Annotated in this window: 21 protein-coding genes; 5 read left to right on the forward strand and 16 right to left on the reverse strand. The window is 65.4% G+C overall.

Translation table 11 applies throughout. The annotated features are described in order from the left end of the window. The 7 genes from aroKB to ASD15_RS28090 form a co-directional block, all read right to left on the reverse strand. Positions 1 to 1,626: a bifunctional shikimate kinase/3-dehydroquinate synthase AroKB gene (aroKB, locus tag ASD15_RS28060; RefSeq protein WP_057158320.1), complete on the reverse strand. Its 1,626-nt coding sequence runs from the start codon at positions 1,624 to 1,626 to the stop codon at positions 1 to 3. Between the two features lie 101 nt (positions 1,627 to 1,727). Then, positions 1,728 to 3,668, reverse strand: coding sequence for a hypothetical protein (locus ASD15_RS28065; RefSeq protein ID WP_057158321.1), 1,941 nt, complete (start codon positions 3,666 to 3,668; stop codon positions 1,728 to 1,730). A 52-nt stretch (positions 3,669 to 3,720) separates the two neighbouring features. Further along, positions 3,721 to 5,847, reverse strand: a complete 2,127-nt coding sequence (gene pilQ, locus ASD15_RS28070) for a type IV pilus secretin PilQ (protein ID WP_057158374.1) — start codon at positions 5,845 to 5,847, stop codon at positions 3,721 to 3,723. A 47-nt stretch (positions 5,848 to 5,894) separates the two neighbouring features. Beyond that, positions 5,895 to 6,458, reverse strand: a complete 564-nt coding sequence (locus ASD15_RS28075) for a pilus assembly protein PilP (protein WP_057158322.1) — start codon at positions 6,456 to 6,458, stop codon at positions 5,895 to 5,897. Then, the gene (locus ASD15_RS28080; RefSeq protein WP_057158323.1) at positions 6,455 to 7,117 is read right to left on the reverse strand and encodes a type 4a pilus biogenesis protein PilO; all 663 of its coding nucleotides are present in this window, start codon (positions 7,115 to 7,117) and stop codon (positions 6,455 to 6,457) included. Before ASD15_RS28080 ends, ASD15_RS28075 begins: the two co-directional genes overlap by 4 nt. Positions 7,118 to 7,126: 9 nt before the next feature. Next, a complete protein-coding gene (locus ASD15_RS28085) occupies positions 7,127 to 7,771 on the reverse strand; it encodes a PilN domain-containing protein (RefSeq protein WP_057158324.1) in 645 nt (214 codons plus the stop codon). Beyond that, positions 7,771 to 8,850 (reverse strand): pilus assembly protein PilM, encoded by a 1,080-nt coding sequence (locus ASD15_RS28090; protein ID WP_057158325.1) that lies wholly within the window; start codon positions 8,848 to 8,850, stop codon positions 7,771 to 7,773. The genes ASD15_RS28085 and ASD15_RS28090 overlap by 1 nt, the downstream gene beginning before the upstream one ends. Positions 8,851 to 9,182: 332 nt before the next feature. Between ASD15_RS28090 and ASD15_RS28095 the strand changes: the two genes are divergently transcribed. Continuing rightward, entirely contained in the window at positions 9,183 to 11,507 is a 2,325-nt protein-coding gene (locus tag ASD15_RS28095; RefSeq protein ID WP_057158326.1) for a penicillin-binding protein 1A, read from the forward strand. A 31-nt stretch (positions 11,508 to 11,538) separates the two neighbouring features. Here the strand turns inward: ASD15_RS28095 and cyaY are convergent, their stop codons facing one another. Then, positions 11,539 to 11,874 carry an iron donor protein CyaY gene (cyaY, locus tag ASD15_RS28100; protein WP_057158327.1) on the reverse strand — a complete coding sequence of 112 codons (336 nt, stop codon included), beginning with the start codon at positions 11,872 to 11,874 and terminating at the stop codon, positions 11,539 to 11,541. A 40-nt stretch (positions 11,875 to 11,914) separates the two neighbouring features. On the opposite strand from cyaY, the gene ASD15_RS32700 reads away from it, so the two are divergent. Next, positions 11,915 to 12,121 (forward strand): lipoprotein, encoded by a 207-nt coding sequence (locus ASD15_RS32700; RefSeq protein ID WP_229418371.1) that lies wholly within the window; start codon positions 11,915 to 11,917, stop codon positions 12,119 to 12,121. Positions 12,122 to 12,129: 8 nt separating this feature from the next. Further along, positions 12,130 to 13,404: a diaminopimelate decarboxylase gene (gene lysA, locus ASD15_RS28105; protein WP_057158328.1), complete on the forward strand. Its 1,275-nt coding sequence runs from the start codon at positions 12,130 to 12,132 to the stop codon at positions 13,402 to 13,404. Between the two features lie 15 nt (positions 13,405 to 13,419). Here the strand turns inward: lysA and ASD15_RS28110 are convergent, their stop codons facing one another. The 5 genes from ASD15_RS28110 to ASD15_RS28130 all read right to left on the reverse strand — a co-directional run bounded on the left by ASD15_RS28110 (position 13,420) and on the right by ASD15_RS28130 (position 19,533). Beyond that, a complete protein-coding gene (locus ASD15_RS28110) occupies positions 13,420 to 14,055 on the reverse strand; it encodes a sulfite oxidase heme-binding subunit YedZ (protein ID WP_057158329.1) in 636 nt (211 codons plus the stop codon). 1 nt (position 14,056) lies between these two features. After that, the gene (msrP, locus tag ASD15_RS28115; protein ID WP_057158330.1) at positions 14,057 to 15,034 is read right to left on the reverse strand and encodes a protein-methionine-sulfoxide reductase catalytic subunit MsrP; all 978 of its coding nucleotides are present in this window, start codon (positions 15,032 to 15,034) and stop codon (positions 14,057 to 14,059) included. A 191-nt stretch (positions 15,035 to 15,225) separates the two neighbouring features. After that, positions 15,226 to 16,551 (reverse strand): c-type cytochrome biogenesis protein CcsB, encoded by a 1,326-nt coding sequence (ccsB, locus tag ASD15_RS28120; protein ID WP_373888207.1) that lies wholly within the window; start codon positions 16,549 to 16,551, stop codon positions 15,226 to 15,228. Positions 16,552 to 16,584: 33 nt separating this feature from the next. Next, positions 16,585 to 18,747 carry a cytochrome c biogenesis protein ResB gene (locus ASD15_RS28125; RefSeq protein WP_057158331.1) on the reverse strand — a complete coding sequence of 721 codons (2,163 nt, stop codon included), beginning with the start codon at positions 18,745 to 18,747 and terminating at the stop codon, positions 16,585 to 16,587. A 126-nt stretch (positions 18,748 to 18,873) separates the two neighbouring features. Beyond that, the gene (locus ASD15_RS28130) at positions 18,874 to 19,533 is read right to left on the reverse strand and encodes a cytochrome c (RefSeq protein ID WP_057158332.1); all 660 of its coding nucleotides are present in this window, start codon (positions 19,531 to 19,533) and stop codon (positions 18,874 to 18,876) included. A 181-nt stretch (positions 19,534 to 19,714) separates the two neighbouring features. Between ASD15_RS28130 and yihA the strand changes: the two genes are divergently transcribed. After that, positions 19,715 to 20,437, forward strand: coding sequence for a ribosome biogenesis GTP-binding protein YihA/YsxC (yihA, locus tag ASD15_RS28135; RefSeq protein ID WP_057158333.1), 723 nt, complete (start codon positions 19,715 to 19,717; stop codon positions 20,435 to 20,437). A gap of 24 nt (positions 20,438 to 20,461) precedes the next feature. Beyond that, entirely contained in the window at positions 20,462 to 21,466 is a 1,005-nt protein-coding gene (gene hemB, locus ASD15_RS28140; protein WP_057158334.1) for a porphobilinogen synthase, read from the forward strand. Between the two features lie 39 nt (positions 21,467 to 21,505). Here the strand turns inward: hemB and ASD15_RS28145 are convergent, their stop codons facing one another. The 3 genes from ASD15_RS28145 to ASD15_RS28155 form a co-directional block, all read right to left on the reverse strand. Next, on the reverse strand, positions 21,506 to 22,411 hold the full coding sequence (locus ASD15_RS28145) for a cell envelope integrity protein TolA (RefSeq protein ID WP_057158335.1): 906 nt from the start codon (positions 22,409 to 22,411) through the stop codon (positions 21,506 to 21,508). Positions 22,412 to 22,544: 133 nt separating this feature from the next. Further along, positions 22,545 to 25,679 carry an efflux RND transporter permease subunit gene (locus ASD15_RS28150; RefSeq protein WP_057158336.1) on the reverse strand — a complete coding sequence of 1,045 codons (3,135 nt, stop codon included), beginning with the start codon at positions 25,677 to 25,679 and terminating at the stop codon, positions 22,545 to 22,547. Further along, entirely contained in the window at positions 25,676 to 26,869 is a 1,194-nt protein-coding gene (locus ASD15_RS28155; RefSeq protein ID WP_057158337.1) for an efflux RND transporter periplasmic adaptor subunit, read from the reverse strand. Before ASD15_RS28155 ends, ASD15_RS28150 begins: the two co-directional genes overlap by 4 nt. Positions 26,870 to 26,875 lie beyond the last annotated feature (6 nt).

Genomic DNA, 26,875 nt, shown 5'->3' on the forward strand with positions numbered 1-26,875 from the left:
TCAGCCGGCCTGCACGCAGGCGGCCAGGGTCTCCAGCAGCAGGTCCTGCGGCGCGTTGGTGATGCTGGGGCTGCCCAGCGGCTTGAGCAGGATGAACTTGATGGCGCCGCCCTCGTTCTTCTTGTCCACTTCCATCAGCTCCAGCCAGCGCGCCGTGCCCAGGTCGGGCGCCACGGTGGGCAGGCCGGCGGCGGCCACCAGCGCGCGCACGCGCGCCACCGTGGCGTCGTCGACCAGGCCCATGCGGCGCGACAGGTCGGCCGCCATCACCATGCCGCAGCCGACCGCTTCGCCGTGCAGCCAGTTGCCATAGCCCAGGCCGTTTTCAATGGCGTGGCCGAAGGTGTGGCCGAAATTGAGGATGGCGCGCAGGCCGCCCTCGCGCTCGTCCTGGCGCACCACGTCGGCCTTGATTTCGCAGGAGCGGGCGATGGCGTAGGCCAGCGCGCCCTTGTCGCGCGCCACCAGCAGGCCGATGTTCGCTTCGATCCAGTCGAAGAACTCGGCGTCGATGATGGCGCCGTGCTTGATCACCTCGGCCAGGCCGGCCGACAGTTCGCGGTCCGGCAGGGTTTCCAGGGTCGACGTGTCGGCGATCACCACGCGCGGCTGGTAGAACGCGCCTATCATGTTCTTGCCCAGCGGATGGTTGATGCCGGTCTTGCCGCCCACCGAGGAATCGACCTGGCTCAGCAAGGTGGTCGGCACCTGGATGAAGTCCACCCCGCGCATATAGCTGGCGGCCGCGTAGCCGGTCAGGTCGCCGATCACGCCGCCGCCCAGCGCCAGCAAGGTGGTCTTGCGGTCGGCCTTGGCAGCCAGCAGGGTGTCGAACACCGTCATCAGGCTGTCCCAGGTCTTGTACTCTTCACCGTCCGGCAGGATGATCTCGATGATGTCCTTGCCGTGCGCCTGCAGCGCGCTGCGCACGCCGTCCAGGTAGAGCGGCGCGACGGTGGTGTTGGTGACGATGGCGACCTTGCTGCCGGCCACGTAGCGCGCCAGCAGCGCGCCGTCGGCCAGCAGGGACGGTCCGATGGAAATGGGGTAGCTGCGCTCGCCCAGCTCGACGTTCAGGAGGATGGTGGTTTGTTCGTTCATCGATGGTTGTGCCGTGGTGACACAGTTGGGCGCGGCCTGGCAAGCCAGCGCGTCCAGCTGGTTCAGAATTGAGTGAACCATCGATTGTACGTTAGGTCGGCCGGTATCGACGACGATGTGGGCCATTTCCTCGTAGAGCGGCTCGCGCTGGGCCATCAGTTCTTCCAGCTTTTTGCGCGGATCGGCCGTTTGCAGCAGCGGGCGGTTCTTGTCGTGCGCGGTGCGCGCGAGGATGGAATTGATGCTGGCGCGCAGGTAGATCACCGTGCCGCGCTCGCGCAGCAGGGCCCGGCTGTCGGGATTGAGGATGGCGCCGCCGCCGGTGGCCAGCACCACGCCGCGCTGGGCGGTCAGGTCGCGGATCACGTCGGCTTCGCGGCGGCGGAAGCTCTGCTCGCCCTCGATCTCGAAGATCCACGGGATGGAGGCGCCGGTGCGGGCCTCGATCTCGTGGTCCGAATCGATGAAGGTCAAGCCCAGTTTGCGAGCCAGGATGCGGCCTATGGTGGTCTTTCCCGCCCCCATCAGTCCGACCAGATAAATGTTACTGCCGTAAGTATCAGCCACTAATGATCCAATTTTCAGTTAAGCGGACACCGGCCGGGGCCGGTGCCGCAGCCGCCTCCTTACGGGCAGCTGAACCGCAGTTTAAACGGATAACTGGTTACATTGTTGCGCGGCGTGGTGATAGTCACGTTGAAAGTTGCATTTAGTGCCGTCAGGCAAGGTTTCGGCTGCACGCTGCCCACCGTGACCACGTGCGAGGACCCCACGCGCACCGTGTTGCTGTCGATGCCGGCGCCGGGGAAGACGCCCTGCACCGTGGCAGGCGAGACGCCGGTGGCGGCCGCGTTGACGGGGTTGGAAATGTCCACGCGGGTGCCGGCCGGCATCGGATTGTTGTTGATGTCGTTCAGCTGCAGGGTGAACACGCGCGAATCGTTGGCGCCCACGGTGCCCAGGTCGAACTCGGCCCCGCTCAGGCGTACCGCGGTCGGGCTGGCGGTGTCGGAGAACCACACGTTGTCGGCGAAGCTGCCGCTCAGGAAGATGCCGGTCTTGGCGAACAGCGTGTTGGTGCCGTCGGTGGTGCTGGCGCAGATGGTGGCCAGGCCGGTGCGGGGGCTGTCGCTGCTGACGCCGGGGCCGCTGCCGGAGTTGCATGGCGTGACGGGCAGGTTGGGCAGCGCGGTGCGCGGGTTCTGGGTGCGGAAGTCCACCGAGCAGCCGCCGTTGACGGTGTTGCAGGCGCCCTTGCTGGACGAGCCCACCGACGCCAGGTTGCTCTGGAACACCACCGGCAGGCCGTCCGGTACCGGATTGCCGGCCTGGTCGGCCACCAGGATGCTGACCGTGGTGGCCGGGGTGACCGGGCCGCTGTCGAAGGTCCAGCCTTCCACGTTCGGGCTGCCCACGCTGAGCGAGAAGGCTTGCTGCACCGGCTTGCCGGTGGTGACCACGATGGAGTCCGAGATGGTGGACACGGCCGGGTTGGCCGCCAGCGTGGCGGTGATGCGGAACGAGGTCGGCGTGCTGCCCGAGTTGACGGTGGTGATCACTTCGCCGTTGGCGTCGGTGCTGTCGCTGGCCTTGTTGATGGTCACGTCCACGCCGGCCGCCTTGCTGAAGTTGACCTGCTGGGCCGCAAGCGGCTTGCCGAAGATGTCCACCACCTTGAAGGTCAGGGTGGCCGTTTCGGTACGGCCGAAACCGCCCTCGCCCTTGATGACGATGGACTGGCTGACCGGCGCCGCGCCCACGAACTGCACCGACGCTGCCGACGGGCTGGCCACGGTCAGCGTGGCGCTGGCGGTGGCCGGGGTGGCCGCGCCGCTGTTGAGGGTGGCGGTAACCACGTCGTTATTGCCGCAGCCCTGGTCGCGGAACACCACTTGCGCGGTGCCGTTGCTGGTGGGCGCGGTGGCGGCCAGGGTGGCCTTGCCGGCGGTGACGCAGGCCGACGTGAAGTTGACCGTCATTTGCTGTTCGGTGTACTTGGTGGTGCCGGTCAGCACGTCGACCGCGATCACGGACGAGCCGTAGGCGCCGATGGTGGCCGGCGACAGGCGCAGGGGGCTGAGCGTGATCGCGGTGGCGCCGACGCTGTAGTTGGCGTCCGCCGACACGTTGGTGCCGCCCACGGTGCTCGAGGCGGTGACGGTGCCCGCGCCGCTGACGACCAGGCTGGCCGGGCGCATGGTGACGGTGGCCACGCCGTTGGCGTCGGTCAGCGTGGTCCCGGCCGACGGGGAAAACACCACCAGCGGCGAGCCGCCCGGCGCGCTGTTGGAGGCGAAGGTCACCAGCGCGTTCGGCACCACCTTGCCGTCCTTGTCCTTGACGGTGGCGCGCGCCGTCAACGGCGCCACGCTGGTCAGCGCATTGCTGGCCGTGCCGCCGCTGTTGACCAGCGCCAGCGCGATGGTGGGCGTCTGCACCACCGGCGTGGTGGTGCCGCCGCCGCCGCCCGGATTGACCGCGCCGGGATTGCCGCCGCCGCCGCCGCACGCCGCCAGCAGGCCCGCGCACAGCGACAGTGCCAGCCATTCCTTGAATTTTTTCATCATGCTGTTTTCCGTTGTAATCATAAAAAATCTGGTTGCGTTAGCGGGCCGGGGCTCAGCGTGCGGACAGCCGCTCGGCGACAATCTTCGGCGTGATAAAGACCAGCAATTCGGTCTTGTCGTTGGTGCGCGAATTGGTGCGGAACAGATAGCCCAGCACCGGTACGTCGCCCAGCAGCGGCACCTTGCTCACGCTGTTGCGCTCGGTCTGCTGGTAAATGCCGCCCAGCACCACGGTGCCGCCGTTGTCAACCATCACCTGGGTCTTCACGTGCTTGGTGTCGATGGCGAAGCCGGCCCGGGTTTCCTGGCCCACGCTGTCCTTGTTTACGTCCACGTCGATCACCACGTTGCCGTCCGGCGTGATCTGCGGCGTCACTTCCAGCCGCAGGTTGGCCTTGCGGAACACGATGGAGGTGGCGCCGCTGCTGGTGGCCACCTGGTAAGGCAGTTCCAGGCCCTGCTCGATGATGGCCACGGTCTTGTCGGCCGTCACCACGCGCGGGCTGGAGACGATCTTGCCGGTGCCGTCCGCCTCCAGCGCCGACAGTTCCAGGTTCAGGAAGCGGTTGGCGGCCGAGGAGAACAGGCTGATGGCCAGGCTGCCGGCGGCGGCGCCGTTGATGGGCGCGGCCGGCAGGTTGACGAACTGGGTGTTGTTGAAGCTGTCGTTGGCGTTGGCGATGCTGACCTGGCCGGTGGTCTGGCCCACGCCGGTCAGGTTGCCGCCGATGCCGATGCGGGTGTTGCCGCCGCCCAGCTGGTAGCCGGCGTCGCCGCCGCGGATGGTGCGCATGTCGGCAAAGCCCAGCTTGGCGCCCAGGTTGCGGGTGAAGGAGTCGCTGGCCTCGACAATGCGGGCCTCGATCAGCACCTGCTTGGAGGCGATGTCGGTCTTGGCGATCAGCTTGCGGATGTCATCCAGCTTGGAGGCGATGTCGGTGACGAACAGCTGGTTGGTGCGCGGCTCGATGATGGCGCTGCCGCGGCGCGACAGCACGCGGTTCTTGGCGTCGGCCGCGCCGTCCAGGCCGAACACGGTCTTGAACGATTCGGCCTTCTGGTAATTGAGCTGGAAGATTTCCGACTTCAGCGGCTCCAGGTCGGCGATCTGGGCGCGCTGCTCGAGCTCCAGTTTTTCCTTGGTCAGCAGTTCTTCCTTGGGCGCGATCCACAGCACCGAGCCGTTCTTGCGCATGTCCAGGCCCTTGGCCTGCAGCACCACGTCCAGCGCCTGGTCCCACGGCACTTCCTTCAGGCGCAGGGTCAGGTTGCCGGCCACGCTGTCGCTGGTGATGATGTTCAGGCCGGAAATGTCGGCGATCGCTTGCAGCGCGGCGCGCACTTCCACGTTCTGGAAATTGAACGACAGCTTTTCGCCGCGGTAGCCCTGGGTGCCCTGGGTCAGCTTGTTGGGGTCTTCCTTGATCGGCTTGACGTCCACCACCAGCTGGGTGTCGCTCTGGTACACGCTCTGCTCCCACAGGCCCTTGGCCTCGATGGTCATGCGCACATTGTCGCCTTGCGGCACGGTGGTGATCTGCGACACCGGCGTGCCGAAGTCGGTCACGTCCAGGCGGCGGCGCAGGGTCTCCGGCAGGCCGGTCTTGAGGAAATCGATCACCAGGCCGGCGGCGGTGGGGCGCACGTCGACTGCCACCTGGCTGTTCGGCAAGTCCACCACCACGCGGCCTTCGCCGTTGGCGCCGCGCCGGAAGTCCAGGTCGCGCAATTGCTGCTTGCCCGCCGCCGCGGGCGCCGCCGGCTGCTTGACCGGCAAGCCGGTGGCGTCGACCGCCGTGGCCAGGCCGCCGGAACCGTCGATGGTGAGGATGACGGCGTTGCCGTCGATGGCGGTGGCGTAGTTCAGGCTGCGTTTCAGGTTGAACACCAGGCGCGAGCGCTCGCCGGCCTGCACCACGTTGACGCTGCGCAGCTCGCCCTGATTGATTTCCTGGGTGGTCTTGCCGCTGGCGTTGACGGTGGCGCCGAAGTCGAGCGCGATGCGCGGCGGGTTGGTGATGGCAAAGCCGATCGGCAGTTTTTCCGGCGCGTTCTTCAGCGCGATCTTGACGATCACGTTGGCGCCCTGCTGGTTGGTGGTGATCGATTCGATGGCGTTGCCCGGCTGGGCCCGGGCCGGGATCCAGGCCAGCATGGCGCAGCACAGCGCCGCCAGCATGGCGGCGCCCGGCAGCCTCTGTCGGAACGCGGAAGTGTAAAGGCGGTTCATTTTTGGTTCTCCTTGCTTTCCTGCAGTTCCAGCTTCGACATGCGTTCGACCCAGTCGCCGGTGGCATCCTGGACAATTTCCTTGACGTTTACGGCGTCCTCGGTGATGCCGGTGATCAGGCCGTAGTTCTGGCCCACGTGCTGGCCGGCGCGCACCTGGTACACCGCCTTGTCGACCTGCAGCAGGGCGTACACCACCTTGGCCTTTTCCATCGTGCCCACCATTTTCACGGTGTCGAGCGGGAAGGTCTCGAGGAACTCCTTGCGGCGCTCCATGTCCGGCTTGAGGCCGCCGCCCGGCTTGCGGTCCAGCCGCGCCAGCTCGGCCAGCAGCTTGTTGGGGCTGAACGGGTCGACTTCCTGCTGCGCCGCATAGGCGTAAGGCACGAACGTCTTCGGCTCGCTGATCGGCTTGACGGCCACCACGGCCTGGCCGTCGACCTGCTTCATCCAGTCGCGCACTTCCTGCACGTCGCTGTCGCCGCAGCCGGCCAGCGCCAGCAGCCCGGCCAGCGCGAGGGCGTGCTGCTTATCACGCAGCGTATCAAGGCGCTTGCTCATTTTTTGGCCGCCTTTTTCTTGTCGGCGGCCGCCTTGCGCTGCGCCGCCACTTCGTCGGGGTCCAGATAGCGGAAGGTCTTGGCCACCGCGTCCAGGGTCAGGTTGCCGTCCTTGCCGGCCGTCAGCGCCATATTGTTCAGCGTGACGATGCGCGGCAGGTTGGCCATGTCGCTGGCGAAGGCGCCGATGTCGTGGTAGTTGCCGGACACCTTGATGTCGATCGGCAGCTCGGCGTAGTAGTCGCGCACCACCACCTGGCCCGGCTTGAACAGTTCGAACTGCAGGCCGCGCCCGAGGCCGGCCTGGTTGATGTCCGACAGCAGCGCGGCCATCTCGGCCTTGCTCGGCAGCTGCTTCTGCAACCGTTCCACGTACTGGTCCACTTGTGCTTTCTGGGCCCGCAGCGCTTCCAGGTTGACCGCCTGCTGGGTCTTGATGGTGTATTCGCCGCGCAGCCGCTGCTCCTCGGCCACCAGCGCTTCCTTGGCCTCGAACTGGCCGCTCCAGTAGGCGAAATAGCCCAGCGCCGACACGCCCACCACCATGGCCACCGCGCACAGCAGGCGCGGCGCCAGCGGCCACTGGCCGGGATGGCGGCCGCCCAGGCCGCGGAACTGGTCCGCCAGGGCGGCGCTCGCATCTTTGATATCTATCGCCATGGTCGGCCCTCAGTTCCTGGCCGCAGCCATTGCGCCGGCGTTGGCGCCGGCCGCAGGTTTGGCGCCCGGCTTGCCGTCGGCCGGCTTGTCCTTGTCGCGCGGACGCTTGATGCTGACGATCATGTTGAACTCCACCACCTTCTTGGCCGTCTTGCCCTGGCCCAGGCCGGTCGACTTGACTTCGATCAGGTCCGGCCGCTCCAGCCACGGCGAGACCCCGGCCACGTTGCGCAGCAGCTCCGAGACCCGCTCCTGCGACTGCGCATAGCCCAGCAGCGTGACCTTCTGGCCCTCCTGCTTGAAGGCGCGCAGGTAGACCCCGGGCGGCATGTTCTTGACCAGTTCGTCCAGCAGGAACACCGGCTGGTTGCGGTCGCCCTGCAAGTCCTCGACGGCCTGCTGGCGCGCCTTGAGCGCTTCGATTTCCTGCTTCAGCGTGGCGATCTCGACGATCTTCTTGTCCAGCACCACGATGGCGTCCTTGATGACCTTGTTGCGCTGTTCCTGGATCGAGATGCCGCGCGCGTTGTAGCCGCCCACGGCCAGCACGATGGCCGCGCCGATCAGCGCGCCCAGCACCAGCAGTGCGTAGAACGCCGCCTTCTTTTGCTTGCGCTTGGCCTCGCGGTGCGGCAGCAGATTAATATGGATCATCAGCCAAACCTCCGCATGGCCAGGCCGCAGGCCACCAGGTAGGCCGGCGCCTCGGCGCGCAAGGCTTGCTCGCGCACGCCCGGTCCCAGCTGCATGCCCTTGAACGGCGAAATGACGGCGCTGGAAATCTTGCTGCGGCTGGCCACGATGTCGAGCAGGCCCGGGATCAGCGCACAGCCGCCGGCCAGGAACAGCTGGTCGACCCGGGTATAGGGCGTGGAGGTGTAGAAGAACTGGATCGCGCGCGTCACTTCCAGCGCGGCGCTTTCGAGGAAGGGCGCAAGGATGTCGGCGCCGTAGCTGTCCGGCAGTTCGCCCGACTTCTTGCGCGTCTCGGCCTCGTCGAAGGCCATGCCGTAGCTGCGCACGATCTCCTGGGTCAGCGCGTTGCCGCCGAACGGCGCCTCGCGCTCGTATATGGTGGCGCCGTCCAGCAGCACCGAAATATGGGTGACCTGGGCGCCGATCTGGAACAGCGCCACGATCTGGCCGGCGCCGCCTTCCGGCAACTGCACCAGCACCCGGTCCAGCGCGGCGCGCGCGGCGTAGGACTCGACGTCCATCACGGTGGCCTTCAGGCCGGAGGCCTCGGCGATGGCGACCCGGTCCTCGACCTTTTCGCGGCGCGAGGCGGCCAGCATCACCTCGATATCGTCGGGGGAATTGGGCGCCGGGCCGATCACGTCGAAATCGAGGCTGACCTCGTCCAGCGCGAACGGGATGTACTGGCTGGCTTCCGATTCCACCTGCACTTCCAGCTGGTCCTCGGCCATGCCGGCCGGCAGCACGATCTTCTTGGTGATCACGGAGGCCGGCGGCATGCCCAGCGCGGCCAGCTTGGCGCGCGTGCCGCTTTTCTTCCACACGCGGCGCAGCGCGTCGACCACCTGCTCCATGTTCTCGATATTCCCGTCCACCACGGCGCCGCGCGGCAGCGGCTCGGCGGCGTAGCGCTCCAGGCGCCAGCCTTCCTTGCCCGCCTGCGACAGTTCCACCAGGCGCACGCTGGAGGTGCTGATGTCCACGCCGATCAGCGGGGGATTGCCGCCACCGAACAGGCTGCCGAGATCCAGGTTCATATTGCAACACCTGTGGTTGAATGCATAAGGGAACTCGTTTGAAAACCAGCGTTTAGGAGACAGAAGTGATGCGGTACATTAAATCCTAGCAATAAGATGAATCCAGTGTAAAGGTATTTCTACTGCGCACAATTGGCCGTCTGTGCGCGTTTCGCCACACTTTCTCCGCCCCGTTTTTCCTCTGTGTGAGCGCAAGAACAACTAAGTTGTTTTGTTACTCAGAGTTAATATTTCCTGATTTCCGGTAGGATGCGGAAGGCGCCGCTGCTATCTGGGCTCGCTTATAATGGGCCGGATAACCATAGCGAAACCATAGCGAAAGAGCCAAGCGCATGAGCACTGCCCAATCTGCCAAAGCCTCCCCTTCCCGTTCCAAGAAAATCCTGCTGACCGCGCTGGCCTCCTTGCTGGGCCTGGCGATGGTCGCGGTACTGCTGGTGGTGTTCGGCCTGGCGATGGCCTACCCCAACCTGCCCGAGCTGGATTCGCTGACCGACTACCGTCCCAAGATGCCACTGCGCATCTTCTCGGCCGACAATGTGCTGATCGGCGAGTTCGGCGAAGAGCGCCGCAACCTGGTGCGCATCCAGGAAATCCCGGACGTGATGAAAAAGGCCGTGCTGGCGATCGAGGACGACCGCTTCTACGACCACGGCGGCATCGATTACGCCGGCATCCTGCGCGCGGCGGTGCACAACGCCACCGGCGGCGCGCGCCAGGGCGCCTCCACCATCACGCAGCAGGTGGCGCGCAACTTCTTCCTGTCCAGCGAGCAAACCTTCAAGCGCAAGATCTACGAGATCCTGCTGGCGTGGAAAATCGAGAAAAACCTCAGCAAGGACCAGATCCTCGAGGTGTATATGAACCAGATCTACCTGGGCCAGCGCGCCTACGGTTTCTCGTCGGCCGCACAGATCTATTTCGGCAAGAATCTGAAAGACATTAGCGTGGCCGAGGCGGCCATGCTGGCCGGCCTGCCGAAAGCGCCGTCGGCCTACAACCCGGTGGTCAATCCCAAGCGCGCGCGCACCCGCCAGCAATACATCCTGGTGCGCATGGCGCAGCTGGGCTATATCAGCGACGCGCAGTTCCAGGCCGCCAAGGCCGAGCCGCTGAAAGTGAAGACCGACAGCAGCGAGTTCGGCGTGCATGCCGAGTACGTGGCCGAGATGGCGCGCCAGCTGGTCTACGAGCAGTTCAAGGAAGACACCTACACGCGCGGCCTGAACGTGTTTACCACCATCACCAAGGCCGACCAGGACGCGGCCTACCTGGCGCTGCGCCGGGGCGTGATGGAATACGAGAAGCGCCACGCCTACCGCGGCCCGGAAGCCTACATCGCCATCCCGGCCAACAAGGAAGAGGCGGACGACGCCATCGAGTCCGAACTGGCCGGGCATCCGGACAGCGACGACATCGTGGCCGCCATGGTGCTGAACGCCACGCCGCAGAAGGTGACGGCGGTGACCGCCACCGGCGAGGAGATCGCCATCACCGGCGCCGGGCTGGACATGGGCAAGTCCTGGCTGTCGGAGAAGGCGGCGCCGAACAAGCGCATCCGCCGCGGCGCCGTGATCCGCGTCATGCGCCAGGAGAAGGACTGGGAAATCACCCAGATGCCGGAAATCGAATCGGCCTTCGTGGCCGCCTCCACCGAGGACGGTGCCATCAAGGCCATGGTGGGCGGTTTCGACTACAACCGCAACAAGTTCAACCACGTGACGCAAGCGTGGCGCCAGCCCGGCTCCTCGTTCAAGCCCTTCATCTACTCGGCCTCGCTGGAGCGCGGCCTGTCGCCGGCCACCGTCATCAACGACGCGCCGATTTCCTTCGACGCCGGCCAGACCGGCGGCCAGGCCTGGGAACCGAAGAACTACGACGGCAAGTACGAAGGCCCGATGACCATGCGGCGCGGCCTGACCAAGTCCAAGAACATGATTTCGATCCGCATCCTGCACCGCATCGGCGCCAAGTACGGCCAGGAGTACACCACCCGCTTCGGCTTCGAGGCGGAGAAGAACCCGCCCTACCTGACCCTGGCGCTGGGCGCCGGCGCGGTGACGCCGCTGCAGATGGCCGGCGCCTACGCGGTGTTCGCCAACGGCGGCTACCGGGTGTCGCCGTATCTGATCTCGAAGGTGACGGACGCCAACGGCAAGGTGCTGTCGCAAGCCAATCCGGACCGCGCCGGGGTGGACGCCAACCGCGTCATCGACGAGCGCAACGCCTTCCTGATGGACAGCATGATGAAGGACGTGGTGCGCTTCGGCACGGCCACCAAGGCGCTGTCGCTGAAACGGCCCGACATCGCCGGCAAGACCGGCACCACCAACGATTCGATCGACGCCTGGTTCGCCGGCTACCAGTCCAAGCTGGTGGGCGTGGCCTGGATCGGCTACGACCAGCCGAAAAACCTGGGCAACCGCGAAACCGGCGGCGGCCTGGCGCTGCCGATCTGGATCGGCTACATGGGCAAGGCGCTGAAAAATATCCCGATCGAAGAGCGGGCCGTGCCGGAAGGCATGATCGTGGTGGACGGCGAGTACTACTACGCGGAGAATCCGCCGGGCACCGGCGTGACCAGCCTGGAAGGCGCCACGCGCGCCACGCCGGCCGAGGAGAAGGCCAAGGACGCGGTCAAGAACGAGTTGTTCTAAGCCAAGAAAAAGGGGCCGCGTGCCCCTTTCTTCATGCTTCGCTGATCACCACCGGCGCGCCGCCCTGGGCGGTGGTGATGTCGGACAGCGCCGCGAACAGTTCCGAACCGTCGCGGGTGTTGATCCAGCGGCCGTCGATGCGCTTGTAGTGGAAGCCGCCGGACCGGGCCGCCACCCACAGCTCCTGCATCGGCGCCTGGCTGTTGACGATGACCTTGGAGCCGTTGTCGATGAACTCGATTTCCAGCACGTTGCCGCTGCGCTTGCATTCGACGTCCACCATGTCCTGGTCGTTCAGGCGGTCCAGCGCGGCCTCGATGGCGTTCAGGGTAGCGTCGGCCAGGGTCAAAAATTCTGTTTCGGTCATGCTACACTCCAAGCTCTCTAGTCAAACTGTGATTTTAATCGTGAAGTCCACATTAGCGCTGCAATTCACCGCGCTGGCCTGCACCGCCGCCCTGCTGGGCGGCTGCGGCCAGCAAGGCCCGCTGTATTTACCCAAACAGCCTGCCAAACCCGCCTCTGCCAATACCCAGGGCAAACCCGGCGTGGCGCCGCCGTCCGCCCCCGTGCCTTCGACTCCTCCCGCATCCCAACAATCGTCCGCTAAATAAGCCATTCCATGTCGCAATTTTCTTACCAGAACGGCGTGCTGCACGCCGAAGGCGTCTCGCTGAGCGCCATCGCCGAACAGTACGGCACCCCAGCCTACGTGTATTCCAAAGCGCAGCTGCTCGATAACTTTGCATCATACGCCGATGCTTGCCGAGGGCGCGATGCGCTGGTCTGCTACGCCATGAAAGCCAACTCCAACCTGGCCATCCTGGACCTGCTGGCGCGCCAGGGCGCGGGCTTCGACATCGTGTCGGGCGGCGAGCTGCTGCGCGTGATCGCCGCCGGCGGCGACCCGAAGAAGGTGATCTTCTCCGGCGTGGGCAAGAGCGTGGAAGAGATGCGCCTGGCGCTGCAGCACGACATCCTGTGCTTCAACGTGGAGTCGATCCCGGAACTGCACCGCCTGAACGACGTGGCCGGCAGCATGGGCCGGCGCGCGCGCGTGTCGCTGCGCGTAAATCCCAACGTCGATCCCAAGACCCACCCCTATATCGCCACCGGCCTGAAGGCCAGCAAGTTCGGCGTGGCCTTCAGCGACGCGCTGGCCACCTACCGCGCGGCGGCGCAGCTGCCGCACCTGGACGTGGCCGGCATCGACTGCCACATCGGCTCGCAGCTGCTGGACGACGCGCCGCTGCTGGAAGCGCTGGACAAGCTGATCGAGCTGATCGACGCGCTGGGCGACGAGGGCATCCACCTGCACCACCTGGACCTGGGCGGCGGCATCGGCGTGGACTACGGCGACGAGGAAGACGGCGCGCCGGTGGCGGTGGCCGACTACCTGGGCCGCGTGTTCGCGCGCGTGGACGCGTGGCGCGCCGAGCGCCACGCCGGCCGGCCGATCAAGGTGATTTTCGAGCCGGGCCGCTCCATCGTCGGCAACACCGGCGTGCTGCTGACCAAGGTCGAGTTCATCAAGCATGGCGAGGAAAAGAACTTCTGCATCGTCGACGCGGCCATGAACGACATGGCGCGCCCGGCACTGTACCAGGCGTGGATGGACATGCAGCCGGTGGTGCAGGCCGACGGCGGCGCGCTGTACGACGTGGTCGGTCCGATCTGCGAGTCCGGCGACTGGCTGGCGCGCGACCGCGCGCTGGCGGTCAAGGAAGGCGACCTGCTGGTGATGAAGACGGCCGGCGCCTACGGCATGACGATGGCGTCCAACTACAACACGCGCGGCCGCGCGGCCGAGCTGATCGTCGACGGCACCCAGGTGCACGTGGTGCGCCAGCGCGAAAACCCGGCCGACCTGTTCGCGCTGGAGTCCGTGATCAAGTAACGCCGCAGCGGCGGCTTAGCGGGCGGCGCCCGCGTAACCCGCCGCGGCCGCCTTGCTGCGCGCCCAGTACACCCGCACGCCCAGCAGCGCCAGCACCACCAGGCCGAAGATGATGGGCTGCGAGAAGTCGTGCTTGGCCGCTTTCATCCACCAGAAGTGCAAGATGCCCAGCGGGGCGATCACGTACACCAGCCGGTGCAGCCACTGCCAGCGCTTGCCGCCCAGGCGGCGCACCATGCCGTTGGTGCTGGTCACGGCCAGCGGAATCAGCAGCACGAAGGCGATAAAGCCGACCGTGATGAAGGGCCGCTTGACCACGTCCTTGAGCATTTCCTGCACGTCGAAGAAATGGTCGAACCACAGGAAGGTGGTGAAGTGCAGCAGGCCATAGAAGAAGGCGTACAGCCCCACCATGCGGCGCAGCTTGAGCAGCCAGTTCCATTTCGTCAGGCGCCGCAGCGGCGTCACCGCCAGCGTGATGCACAGGAAGTACAAGGTCCAGTCGCCGGTGGCGCGCGTGATGTACTGCAGCGGCTCGACCAGCTGGCCGCTGGCCGTGAGCCAGACCAGGTTGAAGAACGGCAGCAGCGACAGCACGAACACCGCCGCCTTCAGCGCCGTGACCTGCTTCGCGGTGGGAGTAAAGGCCATGTCAGAAGAACTTCTTCAGGTCCATGCCGGCGTACAGCGGCGCCACGTCGTTGTAGCCGTTGAACATCAGCGTTTTGCGCTTGCGCACCAGGAAGCCGTCTTCGCCGATGCGGCGCTCGGAAGCCTGCGACCAGCGCGGGTGGTCCACGTCAGGATTCACGTTGGAGTAGAAACCGTATTCGGACGGCGCGGCGTCGTTCCACGCGGTGCGCGGCTGGTCCTTGACGAAGCGGATCTTGACGATGGACTTGGCCGACTTGAAGCCGTATTTCCACGGCGTGACGATGCGCACCGGCGCGCCGTTCTGGTTGGGCAGCACGTCGCCGTACATGCCCAGCGTGAGCAGCGCCAGCGGGTGCATGGCTTCGTCCATGCGCAGGCCTTCGCGGTAGGGCCAGGTCAGCACGCGGCTGCCCACGCCCGGCATCTGGCCCTTGTCGGCCAGCGAGATGAATTCGACGTATTTGGCGTTGCCGGTGGGCTCCACTTTCTTGATCAGCTCGGACAGCGAATAGCCCACCCACGGGATCACCATCGACCAGCCTTCCACGCAGCGCAGCCGGTAGACGCGCTCTTCCAGCGGCGCCAGCTTGAGCAGCTGGTCCAGGTCCAGGGTCAGGGGCTTCTTGACCTCGCCTTCGATGCTGACGGTCCACGGGCGCGGTTTCAGCGTGTGGGCGTTGCGCGCCGGGTCGTCCTTGCCGGTGCCGAATTCGTAGAAATTGTTATAGGTGGTGGCGTCCTTGAACGCGGTCTGCTTGTCGAGCGCGGAATAGGCGGGATTGAGCTTGGCGCCCAGCTTGCCGGGCGTGCCCTGCGCGAAGGCTTGCCGCGTGGCCATCTCGAGCAGCGCGCCGCCGGCGATGGACCCCACCGCCATCTGCTGGATGAAGCTGCGGCGCGACTCAAAGATCGCGCGCGGGGTAATTTCTGACGAGAACGGCAGGTCGATACCGTTCGGGCTACGTTTGATCAACATGATGACTCCGGGAGTAAAGGGACTCGTATGGCTTTGTCGAACGAGACAGGGGTAACCTTACACCAATCCGCCACAGGCGCGATATCTCGCATTTGTATGCGTCTGTGTCCGCCGAAAAGCGGATACAAAGCCATACAAAAAGCCCCCGGTCACTGGCGTGAGCGGGGGCTTGGCGCCGCAGCAGCCGGCGTTTACAGCTTGCCGTAGGAATGCAGGCCGGACAGGAACATATTGACGCCCAGGAAGGCGAAGGTGGTCACCAGCAGGCCCACCAGCGCCCACCAGGCCGCTACCTTGCCGCGCAGGCCGGACATCAGGCGCATGTGCAGCCAGGCTGCATAGTTGAGCCAGACAATCAGCGCCCAGGTTTCTTTCGGGTCCCACGACCAGTAGCCGCCCCACGCTTCGGCCGCCCACAGCGCGCCCAGGATGGTGGCGATGGTGAAGAAGGCGAAGCCGGCCGAAATGGCCTTGTACATCACGTCTTCCAGCGTTTCGGCGTCCGGCAGGCGCGCCACCAGGCGGTCGCGCATCAGGTTGGTGACCGCGAACAGCACCACCAGCACGGCCGTGAAGCGGCTGGCATTGACCATGCCCTTGATGACCGCTTCGCCGGCGCCCGAGACGTAGGCGATCAGCCAGGCCAGCGCCAGCAGCACGATGGGGGCGATCACCAGCGCCTGCCACAGGGTGCGGATCTTCTCGTGCTTGAGCAGGTAGGCCCAACCCACCATGGAGGCCAGCGCGAAGGTGCCGTAGCCGATGAAATTGGCCGGCACGTGGATCTTCATCCACCAGCTCTGCAGCGCCGGCACCAGGGGCTGGATGTCGGCCGCGTCGCGCGACACGGTGTACCACAGCAGGAAGGCCACCGCCGCCGAGATCACCAGCAGCACGAAGGGGCCCAGCTGCTGCGTCTTGTAGTGGGCTTCGTAGTACAGGTAGAACATGGCCGTGATCAGCGCGAACAGGATGAACACTTCATACAGGTTGGAGATGGGAATGTGGCCCACGTCCGCGCCGATCAGGTAGGATTCGTACCAGCGCACCAGCATGCCGGTGATGCCGATCACCAGCGCCGCCCAGCACAGCTTGGAGCCGACCACGAAGCCCATCGAGGAATGGCCCACCAGGCCGATCCAGTAGAACAGCGTGGACAGGAAGAAGAACGTGCTCATCCACAAAATGGCGGACTGGCTGGACAGCATGTACTTGAGCCAGAATTTCTGGTTGGCGGCGTCCAGGTTGCCGCTGTACAAGGACACGGCCAGCAGCGCCAGCGCAAAGGCCAGCGGCAGGAACCAGCGCACCGGTTTCCAGTGCCAGCCCAGCGCCGCGAACGACGGCGCGGCCGCCAGCAGGATCACTTTTTCGTAGATGTCCATATAGGCGCCGTAGCGGTTCAGCGCGAACAGCGCACCGCCGGCCAGCGCCAGCGCGAACAGCCAGTCGAAGGCGTTCAGGCGCTTGAAATAGCCCGGCGTCTGGCTATAGGTTTGGGTTTGTGTCATTTCCATATTGGTCTCCAGTACTGCTCCATGCCATGCAGCTTACGCCGATTGCGGCAGCTTTTCCTTCAAGTCTGCAAATTCCTTGTCGAAGTCGAGGGTCTTGCGCTGCGTGCTCATGGCCATCAGCGCATGCGCCCCGCCTTCGGCGCCGTCCTTGATCCATACCCACAGGCGGCGCTCGCGGATGTAGAACATCGAGAACACGCCCAGCACCAGGAACAGGCAGCCCAGGTAGACCACGTTCTTGCCCGGCGACTTGGTCACCTGGAACACCGAGGCCTTGACTTCGTTGAATTCGTCCAGCTGCAGGTAGACCGGGGCGCCGTAGAAGGTGGCGTCGGACAGCGCGTTGGTGGCCAGCTGCAGGAAGCGGCCATGCTTCTCGTTGCCTTCCAGCGGGGCCAGGCCATCCTTCTCGCGCGCGGCCTGCCACAGCTCCCACATGCTGCCGTTCAGGATCTTCATGAAAATGTCGGCGGCTTTCTCCTGTTCCGCTTGCGGCACTTTCTCGAGGAAGCGCGAGATGGCCATGAAGCCGCCCGTTGCCGCGCCGCCGTCCTTGTCCTGGCCCGCCTCGGCGCCGGCGAACATGTTCAGGCTGCGCGCCGACGATAGCGCCAGCTGGTCGCGCAGCACGGCGCCGCCGGCGGCCTGGCCGGCAGAAGGCTTGGCCGCGTCGGCGCCGCCCGGCATGGCGCGGCGCGCATAGCGTTCGGCGGCGATGGCGCGCAGCGCCGGGTCGTGCAGCGCGGCGCGCAATCGCATCCATTCCTTGACGGTGTAATCGTCGTCGGCCGGGATGCGCAGGTAGCTGAACGGGTCGGCCGGGCTGGCGCGCACGCCGGCCAGGAACACGGTGGCGCCGTCCACCGTCACCGGCTGCATGTAGTTCTGGAATTCGCGCGCCTGGCCGGTCTTGTCGCGCAGCTTGTACTGCACGCTCGGGCCGACGTTCTTCAAGTCCTTGTTGTTGGCATTCTTGGCGGCCGAGCCGAGCTGCTTGTCCAGGCCGCGCGCGAAGCTTTGCTCCAGCTTTTCGCCCTGGGCCACGGAACGCGCATCCTGGGAGGCCATGTTTTCCACGTTGAAGGGGCGGAAGCCGCTCCACTCGACGCTGTATTGCTGGCTCTGGCCCAGCGCCAGCGGCGTGGCCGAGTTGACCTCGCCGGTGAGGTCGAAGCTGTCCTTGCCGGCGCCCGCCATCGGGTAGCCCTTGAGCTTGAGCTTGGTGCCGCCGTCCTCGAAACTGGACTGGTACACCGCCAGGCCCTTGTAGACCAGCGGCTTGTTGACTTCGATCACCGAGCTGAAGGTCTTGCCGGTTTCATGGTCGCGCACTTCCACTTCGCTGGCGAACAGCTTGGGCATGCCGGTGCTGTAGAAGTCGATATTGAATTTCTTGAGCAGGATGGTGAACGGCAACTCCTGGATCAGCACCCCGTCCGCGCGCGGAATGATGGCCGTGTTGCTGGCCTGCCCCTCGGGGATGGCAGTGTTGGCGCGGTAGGTGGGGTTGCCCAGGCCGAGGCGGTGCTGGGCCGGGATCTCGGCGATGACGCCGCTGCCGGCGAACGGGCTCTTGCCCATGAACCATTCCTGGAAGCGGATCGGCATGTCCGAATCAAGCAGGCCGCCGATGCAGATCACCACGATGGCGGTGTGGGCGAAAATGTAGCCGAACTTGGCGCCCGCGCCGCGCTTGGCGGTGACCAGGGTGGCGTGCTCTTTCTCGACGATTTTGGCCCGGTAGCCGGCGTGGCCGAGGCGCTGCGCCATCTGCTGCGCCAGCGCGGCGCGCGGCAGCGGCGAGTTCCAGTCATTCTTGTGGTGGAAGTTCAGCAGCGACTGCTCGCGCACGTTCTCGCGCCAGCTGCGCATATCCTTCATCATCTTGGGCGTGTTGCGCACAATGCACAGCGTGGTCGACACCACCAGGAAGCCCATGATGGCCAGGAACCACCACGCCGAGTACACGGCGTACAGCCCCACCTTGTTGAACACTTCGAACCAGAACGGCCCGAACTGGTTTACATAGTTGGACATCGGCTCGTTCTGCTTCATCACCGTGCCGATCACGGAGGCGATGGCGATCATGGTCAGCAGGCTGATGGCGAAGCGCATCGACGACAGCAATTCGACGGTCGCGTCGAAGGCTGGCCGGCGGGTTTTCAGTTTGATACCGGCGGTGCTGGTGGTGCTCATGCGGACACTATCTCAAAAAGGACTGGCAGCAGAATACCAACAAAAAGGGCAGCCCGCTCACGCGGCCGCCCTCTTTTCGATATTCACGGACTGATAAGCGCCATATCGGCGCATAAATACACGGAATTACTTCAGGCCGGCCACGTAGTCGGCTACCGCCTTCATCTCGTCGTCCGACAGGCGCTTGGCGATGGTGCTCATCTCGGCGCTGTTCTTGCGGCCTTCACCACGGAAGGCGGTCAGCTGGCCCACCGTGTAATCCTGGTGCTGGCCGGCCAGGCGCGGGTACAGGGCAGGAATGCCGCCGCCGGCAGGGCCATGGCAGCTGGCGCAGGCTGGTACGTTCTTCTCGGCAATACCGCCGCGATAGATCTTCTTGCCCAGCTCAACGGTGTCCTTGTTCTTGGCCGCGCCCGCTTTTTGCACCTGCGCGCTCAGATAGGCCGAAATGTTCTTCTTTTCATCGTCGGTCAGCATCTTGGCGTAGGTGCTCATCACCGGGTTGTTGCGCGACGGCGAGGCGAAATTCACCAGTTGCTTGTAGAGGTAGGCTTCCGGCTGGCCGGCCAGCTTGGGGTTGGCCGCGATAGTGGAGTTGCCCGCCGCGCCGTGGCAGGAGACGCACGCCGGCAGGCCGCGGGCGTTGTCGCCGTCGGCATACAGGGTGGAGCCTTTGGCAGGATCTACTTTGGCGGGAGCAGCATGTTCGGCAGCCGATGCGACACCCGAAACGGCCAACACTGCGAGGAGCAAGGACTTTACCAACGGTGAAAACGCACGATTCATTCAAACACCCTGAGACTAGTGAAAAAAATGGTGGGACTGCGATGTATTATTTTGCCGCTCGCTGAACTTTTGTTTGCGCGCTGATTTGCTTTTTTACATGGCAACAATTCGTAACCCCTTATTGTACAATAGCTTTTCGCGCTTTTAGCTTTCTTTGTTGCATTTCTGCCCACCCCTCCCCATGTCCAAACTCTGGCAAGCCCGCTTCTTTACCACCGTGAATCACTTGCGTGAATTGCCCAATACCACGGTGCCCGAAATCGCCTTTGCCGGCCGCTCCAACGCCGGCAAGTCGACCTCCATCAATATCCTGTGCAACCAGAAGGGACTGGCGTTCGCGTCCAAGACGCCGGGCCGCACCCAGCACATCAACTTCTTCTCGATCGGCGGCGCCCACGTGGCGATGCACCGCAAGGACCCGACCAAGGTCGAGGAAATCCAGGCCATGCTGGTGGACTTGCCCGGCTACGGCTACGCCGAAGTGTCCGGGAATACCAAGCTGTACTGGCAGCGCCTGCTGGGCGACTATGTGCAGCAGCGCGAACAGCTGGCCGCACTGATCCTGATCATGGATTCGCGCCGCCCGTTCACCGACCTGGACATCCAGATGCTGGAATGGTTCGCCCCGACCGGCAAGCCGATCCATTGCATCCTGACCAAGGTTGACAAGCTGACCCGCAGCGAATCGACCACCGTGCTGCGCCAGGCGCAAGCCAAGCTGGCCAGCTACGTGGACGAGGACGGCGAAGGCTTCCCGTTCACCGTGCAGCTGTTCTCGGCGCTCAAGCGCGTCGGCCTGGAAGAAGCCACCGCCAAGATCGTCGAACTGGCCGGCCTGGCCGAAGACGACGCCGCCGCCCAGGCAGAGCTCATCGATACACCGGACGAGACGCCGGAAGACTAAACCAGCAAAGGAAAAACTGTAGCCATGGCCCACCACACGCCCTTCCCCGCCATCCGCATGCGCCGTATGCGCCGCGACCCATTCTCGCGCGCGCTGATGCGCGAGAACGCCGTCACCGCGTCCGACCTGATCTACCCGGTCTTCATCCTCGAAGGCACGAACCAGCGCGAGCCGGTGGCCTCGATGCCGGGCGTGGAGCGCGTGTCGGTGGACCTGCTGCTGACGGTGGCGGAGGAATGCGTGGCGCTGGGCATCCCGGTGCTGGCGCTGTTCCCGGTGATCGACGCGGCGCTGAAAACGCCGGACGGCATCGAGGCGACCAATCCGGACGGCCTGGTGCCGCGCGCCGTGCGCGCCCTGAAACAGGCCTTCCCGGAACTGGGCATCCTGACCGACGTGGCGCTGGACCCGTACACCAGCCACGGCCAGGACGGCCTGATCGACGACAACGGCTATGTGCTCAACGACGTCACCACCGCCATGCTGGTGCGCCAGGCCCTGTGCCAGGCGGACGCCGGGGTGGACGTGGTGGCGCCGTCGGACATGATGGACGGCCGCATCGGCGCCATCCGCGCCGCGCTGGAAGAGAAGGGCCACATCCACACCCGCATCATGGCCTACTCGGCCAAGTACGCGTCGGCGTTCTACGGCCCCTTCCGCGACGCGGTCGGTTCCGCCAAAAACCTCGGCAAGAGCGACAAGAACACCTACCAGATGGACCCGGCCAACGGCAACGAGGCGCTGCGCGAAGTGGCGCTGGACCTGCAGGAAGGCGCCGACATGGTGATGGTGAAACCCGGCATGCCCTACCTGGACATCGTGCGCCGCGTGAAGGACGAGTTCAAGGTGCCGACCTTCGCCTACCAGGTCAGCGGCGAGTACGCCATGATCAAGGCCGCCGCGCAAAACGGCTGGCTGGACCACGACAAGGTGATGATGGAAGCCATGCTGGCCTTCAAGCGCGCCGGCGCCGACGGCGTGCTGACCTACTTCGCGCTCGACATCGCGCGCAAGCTGAAGGCGGCGTAAGCAGACGGAACAAGCAAGCGGGGCGCGAGCCCCGTTTTTTTATCGCCGGTAGTTCGGGAAGAACTCTTTCAGCAGGAACGCTTCCAGTTCGGCCTGGTATTGGCGGCCGGCGTTCATCGTGATCACCTTGCCCAGGCGGTGCGATTCCCACTGGAACTCGCCCGGCTTCTCCTTGCGGATCAGCTCTATCATGCGGCGCACGATGGCCGTCTCGATGTCCGGATCGGTCCCCAGTTCGACATGCACCTGCTGCGACCACTGGCGCTTGAAGTTGGTGTTCCAGCCGCGGAACTTGATGTCCGCGCTCAGCCCCGATTTGTTGATGATGGAGAAGATGCCGCCCGTGTCTTCCCGCTCGCCGGCCGCGTTGCGGCCCATGGCGCCCATGATGTTGGCGCGCGCGATGCGGTTGGCGCGCTCGGCGTCGCTTTCCTGCGGCTCCTGCGCCGGCTGCGGATTGGCGTCGGCGCGGCGCTTGCGGGCCGCTTCCACGCGCGCCATCATGTCCTCTTCCACGGCCGGGGTCGGCGGCGGCTTCATGGTGGCCTGCACCGGCGGCACATAGGTTTCCAGCTTGGGCGGCGCGGTCTTCCTGGCCACGGCCTTGCTGTCGCGGCGCGGCTGCGGCGGCGCCTTGGCCACTTCGGGCTTCTTCGGTTCCGGCTTGGCTTTCGGGGCCGGCTTGTCCTTGAGCGGCGCCACCCACACCATCTCGCCTTCCTTGGCGGGCGGTTTAAGGGAAATCTTTTCCTGGGGATGGAACAGGTAGTACAGCACGATGAGCAGGTGCAGCGCGATCGAGATGCCGATGCCGATGCGCTTGTGCCGGCTCGGCCCGCCATAGCCGCCATAGCCGTAGCTGCCGGGCGGAGGCAGCCGCTGGCCGCATGCTTCGCAATATTCGTGGCTGTGGTCGGCCCCGTGGGTGTGGCTGAACTGGAACAAGATAAACGGACTTTCTTTACAAACACCCGAGTACGCCAGCTTACCCGGACCCGGTCTTGATGGATGTTACCGTATGTATCACAAGATTGCCAAAAGCAAACGGGCCGGAAATCTTCCGGCCCGCCGTATGATATCAGTGCTTGGCAAGGCTGACAGCTTTTAGCTCCACCGGCGCCTTGGCCGGCTCCGGCTCGTCCGCCAGGGCCGCGTCGTCCATCGGCCCGCTGCCGCTGTATTTGTCGAGGAACAGGTAGATCACCGGGGTGATGTACAGCGTGATCACCTGCGAGAAGATCAGGCCGCCCACCACGGCCAGGCCCAGCGGCTGGCGCAGTTCGGCGCCGGCGCCCAGGCCCAGCGCGATCGGCAAGGCGCCCATCAGCGCGGCCAGCGTGGTCATCATGATGGGGCGGAAGCGCAGCACGCAGGCTTCGCGGATGGCGTCGGCCGGCGCCATGCCCTGGTTGCGCTGCGCGTCCAGCGCGAAGTCGATCATCATGATGGCGTTCTTCTTGACGATACCGATCAGCATCAGGATGCCGATGATGGCGATCATGGTCAGGTCCAGGTTGAAGATGCGCAAGGTCAGCAAGGCCCCCACCGCCGCCGACGGCAGGCCGGCCAGGATGGTCAGCGGGTGGATGTAGCTCTCGTAGAGCACGCCCAGCAGCACGTAGATCACGCCCAGCGCGGCGATGATCAGGATCAGCTGGCTGCCCTGCGAGCTCTGGAACACCGCCGCGTCGCCGCCGTAGGTGGTGATGATGGAGGCGGGCAGGCCCATGTCCAGCGCCATCTTGTCGATCTTGTTGGTGGCCACGCCCAGCGGCACGTCCGGCGCCAGGTTGAACGACAGCGTGATGGCCTGCAGCTGGCCCTGGTGGTTGACCGAGGTCGGGCCCACGGTGCGCTCCACGCTGGCAAAGCTGGACAGCTGCACCAGGTTGCCGGCCTTGTTGCGCACGGAAATCTTGGTCAGCGCGTCGTCGAACTGGCGGTCCTCGGCGGCCGCCTCCAGGATCACGAAGTAGCTGGCGGCGGACGAGTAGATGGTCGACACCTGGCGCTCGCCGAAGGCCAGGTACAGCGCGCTGCGGATGGCGCTGATTTCCACGCCCAGGGTGTTGGCCTTGTCGCGGTCGATCTTGAGCGAGGCCTGCAAGCCCTTGTTCTGCGAATCGCTGGTGACGTCGCGGAAGTCGTTGTCCGAACGCATGCGCTCCTGGAACTTGTTGGCCCAGTCGCTCAGCGCATCCGGGCTGACCGACTGCAGCGTGTACTGGTAGCGGCTCTTGCTGGGGCGGCCGCCCAGCTGCAGGTTCTGCACGGGACTGAGGTAGACGGCCATGCCGGGCACCGCCTTGGTGGCCTTGCGCAAGCTGTCGAGTACCTGCGGCATCTTGGCGCGCTGGCCGCGCGGCTTGAGCACCAGGAACATGCGGCCGCCGTTGCCGCCGCTGACGAAGGACGTCACGTCCTGCACGTTGGGGTCGGCCATGATGACCTGCGCCACCCGGGTCTGCAGCTCCAGCAATGCAGCCGAGGAAATGTCTTCCGACGCCTCGGTGGTGACGCGGATCTGGCCCAGGTCTTCTTCCGGGAAGAAACCCTTGGGGATGGTGGCGTACAGCACCACGGTCAGCACGAAGGTGCCGATGGCCAGCGCCAGCACCACGTAGCGGTGCTTGAGCGCGATGTCCAGCGTGCTGGCGTAGCCGTTGCGCAGGCGCGAGAAGCCGGCCTCGAACCAGCGGCCGATGAAGGTGTCGTCGCCGGCGGCGGCGTGCGCCTCGTTCGGCAGCAGGCGCGCGCACAGCATGGGCACCAGGGTCAGCGACACCACCGCCGAGACCAGCACCGACAGCGCCACCACCACCGCGAATTCATGGAACAGCAGGCCGATCACGCCGGGCATGAAGAAGATGGGGATGAACACCGCCACCAGCGAAATCGAAATGGAAATGATGGTGAAGCCCATTTCGCGCGAGCCGACCAGCGCCGCCTGCAGCGGCTTCTTGCCCAGCTCGATGTGGCGCACAATGTTTTCCAGTACCACGATGGCGTCGTCCACCACCAGGCCCACGGCCAGGGTGATGCCGAGCAGGGACACGTTGTCCAGGCTGTAGCCGAAGGCGTACAGCAGGCTCAGTGCGCCCAGCAGCGAGATCGGCATGGTGATGGCCGGGATGAAGGTGGCGGCGGCCTTGCGCAGGAACAGGAAGATCACCAGCACCACCAGCACCACGGTCAGCGCCAGGGTCAGGTTGACGTCGTGGATGGCTTCACGGATCGACACCGAGCGGTCGTTGACCAGGTTGATCTTGACCGAAGCCGGCAGCTGGGCGGTGAAGCGCGGCAGCAGCCGGCGCACGCCGTCCACCACCTGCACCGTGTTGGCGTCCGGCTGGCGCTGCACCAGCAGCACGATGGAGCGCTCGCCGTTGTAGCTGCCGGCGGTCTTGACGGACTGGTAACTGTCCTCGGCCTCGGCCACGTCCTTCAGGCGCACCGGCTGGCCGTTGCGGGTGGCGACTATCAGTTCGGCGAACTCGGCCGCCTTCATCAGCTGGGCGTTGCCCTGGATGGTGAGGGTCTGGCTGGGGCCGTCCAAGATGCCGAGCGGGGTATTGGCGTTGGCGGCGCGGATGGCCGCGGCCAGCTCGTCCAGCGTCATGTTGCGCGCGTTCAGCAGGTCAGCCTTGGCGCGGATGCGCACCGCGAAGCGCTTCTGGCCGTTGACGGTGACCTGGGCCACGCCGGGCAGCGTCGACAGGCTGGGCGCGACCAGGTTTTCCGCATAGTCGTTCAGTTCGGACAGGCTCAGCGACGGCGAGGTCATGGTCATGAACAGCACCGGCGCGTCGGCCGGGTTGACCTTGCGGTAGGACGGCAAGTCCGTCATTTCCTGCGGCAGCGAACGCTGCGCGCGCAGCAACGCGGCCTGCACATCGACCGCCGCCTCGTTGACATCGATGCTGGTGTCGAACTCCAGCGTCAGCGAGGTGTTGCCCAGGGTGCTGGTGGAGGTGATCATGCTCAGGCCGGCGATCGTGGAGAACTGCTTCTCCAGCGGCAGCGCGACCGAGGACGCCATGGTTTCCGGGCTGGCCCCGGGCAGGTCGGCGCCGACGTTGATGACCGGGGTGTTATAGCTGGGCAGCGCGGCGACCGGGATGTGGGCGTAGGCCAGCACGCCGGCCAGGATCAGGCTCAGCGACAGCAGCACCACCATCACCGGGCGGCGTATGCACAATTCGGACAGGTTCATGCCGCGCTATCCTTTTTCTTGGCAGCCCCGCCGCCCTCGCCCGCGCCCTTTTTCTTGTCCGGCGACGCGGCGTCGGCGATGCGCACCTTGCCGCCGGGACGCAGGTTCTGCTTGCCTTCGACGATGACCTTCTCATCGCCGTTCAGGCCGCTCACGGCGGCGTAGGGGCCGAACGTGTGCAGGCGCTTGATATTGGCCACCGCGGCGGTCTGGTCCGGGGCGACGGTGTACACGAAAGTACCTCTGGTGTTGTTAATGATAGCGTTTTGCGGCACCACCAGCACGTCTTTCAGCGTTTGCACGGTGAGCCTGGCGCCGACGTACTGGCCCGGCCAGAGCTGGGTCTGGCTGTTGTCGAACTCGGCCTTCACCCGGATCACGCCGGCCATCGGGTCGACTGCGTTGTCGATGAAGCTCAGCTTGCCCTTGAACAGCTTGCCGCCCGATTCCACCTCGACCGGCACCGCGCCGGCCTGTTGCGCCGCCAGCAGCCCGGCCAGCGCGCTTTCCGGCAGCGTGAAGGCGACATTGATCGGGTTCAGCTGGGTCACCGTGGTGAGCGAGGTCGACAGCTGCACCAGGCTGCCCGGGTAGACGTTGATGGCGCCCACCCGGCCCGTCAGCGGCGCGCGGATGCTGGTGTAGCTGGCGTCCACTTTGACAGCCTGGGCGGCGGCGAGATCCGCGTTGAGCACGGCGCGCGCCTGCTCGACCTGGCTGCGCAGGGTGTCGACCGCGCCCTGGGCGATGAATTTCTGCGCCAGCAGCTCCATGCTGCGCTGGTACTGGCGCTCCAGGTCGGCCAGGGTGGCGCGGTCGCGCATCACCTGGGCCTGGGCTTTCTCCACGTTGGCGTGTTCGCTGCGGCTGTCGAGCGAGAACATCAGCTCGCCCTGTTTGACGAACTGGCCTTCCTTGATGTGCACCTTGACAATGGTGCTGGTGGTTTGCGGGTGCAGGTCCACGGTGCTGATGGGCGACACCGTGCCGTTGGCGGTCAGCAGCACCGGCACGTCCTGCCGCTGCGGCGCCACCACGTTGACCGTGGTCGGTCCCTGCTGCCCCTGCTGTCCCTTGCCTTGGGCGCCCGCCTGCCCGGCCGGCGCTGCCGCCGGCTGCCCGAAATACCAGGCGCCCGCGCCGATCGCGGCGGCCGCAGCCACCAGAACTACCAGTGTCGTCTTTTTCATGTTGTT

The sequence above is a fragment of the Massilia sp. Root351 genome, from assembly GCF_001425045.1.
GTDB lineage: Bacteria > Pseudomonadota > Gammaproteobacteria > Burkholderiales > Burkholderiaceae_D > Rugamonas.

Bases quoted from the DNA above. Each gene is read 5' to 3' on its own strand.
- aroKB (WP_057158320.1), bottom strand. From the start codon at position 1,626: ATGGGGGCGGGAAAGACCACCATAGGCCGCATCCTGGCTCGCAAACTG.
- ASD15_RS28065 (WP_057158321.1), bottom strand. From the start codon at position 3,668: ATGATGAAAAAATTCAAGGAATGGCTGGCACTGTCGCTGTGCGCGGGC.
- pilQ (WP_057158374.1), bottom strand. From the start codon at position 5,847: ATGCTGGCGGCGCTGTGCTGCGCCATGCTGGCCTGGATCCCGGCCCGG.
- ASD15_RS28075 (WP_057158322.1), bottom strand. From the start codon at position 6,458: ATGAGCAAGCGCCTTGATACGCTGCGTGATAAGCAGCACGCCCTCGCG.
- ASD15_RS28080 (WP_057158323.1), bottom strand. From the start codon at position 7,117: ATGGCGATAGATATCAAAGATGCGAGCGCCGCCCTGGCGGACCAGTTC.
- ASD15_RS28085 (WP_057158324.1), bottom strand. From the start codon at position 7,771: ATGATCCATATTAATCTGCTGCCGCACCGCGAGGCCAAGCGCAAGCAA.
- ASD15_RS28090 (WP_057158325.1), bottom strand. From the start codon at position 8,850: ATGAACCTGGATCTCGGCAGCCTGTTCGGTGGCGGCAATCCCCCGCTG.
- ASD15_RS28095 (WP_057158326.1), top strand. From the start codon at position 9,183: ATGAGCACTGCCCAATCTGCCAAAGCCTCCCCTTCCCGTTCCAAGAAA.
- cyaY (WP_057158327.1), bottom strand. From the start codon at position 11,874: ATGACCGAAACAGAATTTTTGACCCTGGCCGACGCTACCCTGAACGCC.
- lysA (WP_057158328.1), top strand. From the start codon at position 12,130: ATGTCGCAATTTTCTTACCAGAACGGCGTGCTGCACGCCGAAGGCGTC.
- ASD15_RS28110 (WP_057158329.1), bottom strand. From the start codon at position 14,055: ATGGCCTTTACTCCCACCGCGAAGCAGGTCACGGCGCTGAAGGCGGCG.
- msrP (WP_057158330.1), bottom strand. From the start codon at position 15,034: ATGTTGATCAAACGTAGCCCGAACGGTATCGACCTGCCGTTCTCGTCA.
- ccsB (WP_373888207.1), bottom strand. From the start codon at position 16,551: ATGGAAATGACACAAACCCAAACCTATAGCCAGACGCCGGGCTATTTC.
- ASD15_RS28125 (WP_057158331.1), bottom strand. From the start codon at position 18,747: ATGAGCACCACCAGCACCGCCGGTATCAAACTGAAAACCCGCCGGCCA.
- ASD15_RS28130 (WP_057158332.1), bottom strand. From the start codon at position 19,533: ATGAATCGTGCGTTTTCACCGTTGGTAAAGTCCTTGCTCCTCGCAGTG.
- yihA (WP_057158333.1), top strand. From the start codon at position 19,715: ATGTCCAAACTCTGGCAAGCCCGCTTCTTTACCACCGTGAATCACTTG.
- hemB (WP_057158334.1), top strand. From the start codon at position 20,462: ATGGCCCACCACACGCCCTTCCCCGCCATCCGCATGCGCCGTATGCGC.
- ASD15_RS28150 (WP_057158336.1), bottom strand. From the start codon at position 25,679: ATGAACCTGTCCGAATTGTGCATACGCCGCCCGGTGATGGTGGTGCTG.
- ASD15_RS28155 (WP_057158337.1), bottom strand. From the start codon at position 26,869: ATGAAAAAGACGACACTGGTAGTTCTGGTGGCTGCGGCCGCCGCGATC.